Here is a 3,826-nt window from a genome sequence, read left to right on the forward strand (position 1 = left end):
GGGCGATGGCGGGTGAGTTGCTGGCCGTGGCGGGCGGCAGCGGGCGGGGGCGGCGGTTTTCATCCAGCGCGACAAAGGKGAAATCCCCTTCCGTCACCTTGGAGGTCAGGTGCGTGTGGCGCGCGCGCCGCCATGTCTGCACATGGATGGTGAGCGAGGTCCGGCCTTCCCGCGTGATGTTGGTGTAAATGCTGACTTCATCCCCCACCACCACGGGTTCCAGAAAAACAACGCCGTTAATGGCGACGGTTGCGGCGCGCCCGTTGGCCCGGAAGGCCGCCGTGGTGCCCGCGGCAAGATCCATCTGTGAGATGATCCACCCGCCGAACACGTCCCCGGCGGGGTTGGTATCGGTCGGCATGGCGATAACGCGGATGGTGGGCACACCGTCTGGCAGATGGGAGGCAGAAGCAGCAGGCATAATATCAGGACCCTTTATCAGGAAGGAAGGCGAGGGTTAACGGAAGGGTGGTTCATCAAAACCACGCAGCTTGCGGGAATGCAGCCGGGTGACACCCTGCTGCCGCAGCAGACGCATGGTTTCAATACCGACCATCAGATGCTGGCTGACCCGCTCACGATAGAACGCATTGGCCATGCCGCGCAGCTTCAGTTCTCCGTGAAGGGGTTTGTCCGACACACAGAGCAGCGTGCCGTAGGGCACCCGGAAGCGGAAGCCATTGGCCGCGATTGTGGCGGATTCCATATCCACAGCAATGGCGCGGCTCATGTTGATCTGGGTGAAGAGATGCGCCAGACGCAATTCCCAGTCCCGGTTATCGGTGGTCATGACGGTGCCGGTGCGCAGGCGCGTCTTGATGGCGGAGTCGTGCAGGCCCGTCACCAGAGCGGTGGCCTCCTGCATGGCCACCTGCACCTCGGCAATCGGCGGGACGGGCACCCATGTTGGCAGGTCGGCGTCCAGAACGTGATCATCCCGCACATAGCCGTGGGCCAGAACGTAATCCCCCAGCATCTGGGAGCGGCGCAGGCCCGCGCAGTGGCCCACCATCAGCCAGCAGTGCGGGCGCAGCACGGCCAGATGGTCCGTCATGGTTTTGGCGTTGGCGGGGCCGACGCCGATATTGATCAGCGTAATGCCATCCCCATCCGGGCGGCACAGATGGTAGGCGGGCATCTGCGGCAGGCTGCCAGCCGGGGCTTCGGGCGGGGTGCTGCCGGGGCCGGTGTAAATCTGGTCTCCGGGTTCAATAAACGCCGTGTAATCGCCCCCCGCATCAACCTGTGCGCGGGCATAGGCCCGGAAGGTCTCCACGTACCGCTGGTAATTGGTGAGCAGGATAAACCGCTGGAACGCACCGGGAGTGGTGCCCGTGTAATGATGCAGGCGCGCGAGTGAGTAATCCGTGCGTTCCGCTGTAAACAGGGCCAGCGGGCGTGGTCTGCTGGCGTCGGGCAGAAGCTCACAGTTGGCGATGCTATCATCCGTGGCGTGCAGGTTGGGCAGCGCGAACTGTTCCTGCAACAGGAGCAGGTCTGCTTCTGTCAGGCCTGTTGCGGCCTCTTCCATCACATAAGGCAGCGGAATGGGGTGGCGGGACCGGCCGACCAGCACCGGCTGGCCGTAATGGTGCAGCAGCGGGGTAATCTGCTCCCGCAGATACTCCCGGAACAGCGCCGGGCGGGTGATGGTGGTGCTGTAAAAACCGGGGTCCAGAATGACGTCAAACGGTGGGCGGCCCTCAAGCGGTGTGCCGGGGGGCAGTTCCAGCGCCAGACAGGGGTAGGTTGCCTCACCCGGCGGGCAACCTTGCCGCGCCTTAAAGGCGGCATGCAGGCGCTCCACGCTCTGCGCATACAGGCTGCACAGATGGTCAATCGCGGCGTCTGCGGAGGTGAAAGCCTTGAAGTCCGTCCCGGCGGCATCGCGCAGGGCGGTCATGTCGGGGTGTGGTAACGTCATGCGCTCACCATAGCGCGATAACGGGGGGACCGCGCAACCGTGCCGCGCCCGGCGGTGATGCGAGCCAGCGGTTTTCTGCCCCGCGCGACATATCTGCGCACGGAAAAGTGCGCTATAGCCCCCCGACTGCTGACAGAGGAGGCCAGAGACGCGCGATGATCGCCATCACCCCGGAACAGACCGCCATTCTGGAAAAAGCCCCTACCTCCAGCTTCCGGGTGATTGCCGGGGCCGGGTGCGGCAAAACCTCCACGCTGGAACTGTTCAGCAAAACATGGACGCGCCACCGGGGGCTGTATCTGGCCTTTAACACCGCCATTGCCAAAGAGGCCCGCGCCCGTTTTTCAACCCAGATTGAAGCCCGCACGGCCAATAGCTACGCCTATCGCAGCCTGAATATCGGGCAACTGGGCCGCAAAGTGCAGGGGCGCTATGTGGCGCGGGACCTCTGGCGGCTGGAAAAACTGCTGGGCAGCAAGGCAGGCGGTGCGCCGGACGTGGTGCTGAAAACGCTGAGTAATTTTCTGATCAGCGAAGGTTCCAAAATTACGGCGGTGCATTGCCCGGAACCGGAGAGCGGGCGGAACAGGGATATCCGCCAGTTTGTGGCGCAGGCCTATAAATATCTGGTGGCGTTTGAAAAACATGATTTCCCGATCACGCATGATCTCTATTTGAAAAAATTCGAGCGTGAGCAGAAAATTACCGGCTATGACTATATTATGGTGGATGAAGCGCAGGACCTGAACCCGGTGCTGATTTCCATCCTGAAAAAATCCGGCCTGCCGATTGTGGCGGTGGGGGACCCGAACCAGTCCATTTACGCTTTCCGTGGGGCTGTGGATGCCATCAGCGCGCTGGACGGCCCCTGCCTGCCGCTGACGCAGAGCTGGCGCTTTGGTGAGCCGGTGGCGCGGATGGCCAACGCCATTCTTGCGCACCATTCCCGCAAACCGGCGCATCGCCTGCACGGGAACCCGGCTGTTAAAAGCCGTGTGCAGTTGCACCGGAAAGGTATTAAGCCCGAGCACAGCACGCTGGTTCTGGCCCGCACCAACGCCCGGCTGTTTGAAGGGCTGGCGGACAGCACCCGGCCTTTCCATGTGCTGGGCGGGGTGAATGACATGGTGCAGGAAATTCTGGCGGCCTATAACCTGTATCAGCGCCAGTTCCAGCCCTCGCTCAAGCCGGAAGGGGCGGCTCTGGAATATGCCTCATGGCGGGATCTGGAAAATGCGGCGGAAGGGCGGGATGCGGACCCGGTGGCCAAACGGCTGTTTGGCATTGTGGAAAAACATAAGGATACACTGGATAAAAAGATAAAGACCATCCAGACGCTCTACCGTGAGAGTGCTGATGATGTCAGTCTGGTGTGCTCTACCGCGCATAAGGCCAAGGGGCGGGAGTTTGATGCCGTCATTATGCTGGATGATTTTCTCTCCCCCGAGGAATGGAGCAGGCGGCGCACGCAGTTTCAGGACCGCGCCAGAAAGACGGAGCAGGAACACGGCCCGCTCTCCCCGCGCCTGAAAGCCCGGCTGAAGCGCGATCTGGATAATTGTGATCAGGAAATCAACCTGCTCTATGTGGCCTGCACCCGCGCCCGGCTGACACTTTCCCTGCCGGAGGGATTGTTTGAGTTCTGGAAGACCGTCTAGCAGCCTGTCGGGTTGGGTATTTTGTGGCTGATAACGCCGAGGCTGAGCCAGCTTATGCTACGTGAAGCCGTGCCATTCTTTTGCAGTTGTATGCGAGAGCGACGAGTGTCCATTCGGTCGTGACTTTTGCAAGGCTGCGCAGACTGAATCTTCTGAAGCCCATGATGCTTTTGATAATGCCAAAGATCGGTTCAACGGTCTGTTTTCGTAGTCTGTAAACATCTCCGGCATCCGTGGTTTCCAG

The 3,826-nt window shown here is 61.3% G+C and carries 4 protein-coding genes; 1 reads left to right on the forward strand and 3 read right to left on the reverse strand.

From position 1 onward, the window contains the following. Both KP699_RS16010 and KP699_RS16015 read right to left on the reverse strand, forming a co-directional pair. The coding region (locus KP699_RS16010) for an acyl-CoA thioesterase (RefSeq protein WP_215763316.1) at window positions 1-421 on the reverse strand (421 nt) is incomplete at its 3' end. A 36-nt stretch (window positions 422-457) separates the two neighbouring features. After that, entirely contained in the window at window positions 458-1,924 is a 1,467-nt protein-coding gene (locus tag KP699_RS16015) for an AMP nucleosidase (protein ID WP_252347152.1), read from the reverse strand. 155 nt (window positions 1,925-2,079) lie between these two features. On the opposite strand from KP699_RS16015, the gene KP699_RS16020 reads away from it, so the two are divergent. Beyond that, complete coding sequence (locus tag KP699_RS16020) at window positions 2,080-3,582, forward strand: UvrD-helicase domain-containing protein (RefSeq protein WP_215763317.1); 1,503 nt, start codon at window positions 2,080-2,082, stop codon at window positions 3,580-3,582. 52 nt (window positions 3,583-3,634) lie between these two features. Here the strand turns inward: KP699_RS16020 and KP699_RS16025 are convergent. Further along, a partial coding sequence (locus KP699_RS16025) for a transposase (RefSeq protein ID WP_215762254.1) occupies window positions 3,635-3,826 on the reverse strand: 192 nt, incomplete at its 5' end.

Origin of the sequence: Acetobacter sp. P1H12_c (genome assembly GCF_018811975.1) — a bacterium.
Lineage (GTDB): Bacteria > Pseudomonadota > Alphaproteobacteria > Acetobacterales > Acetobacteraceae > Acetobacter > Acetobacter persici.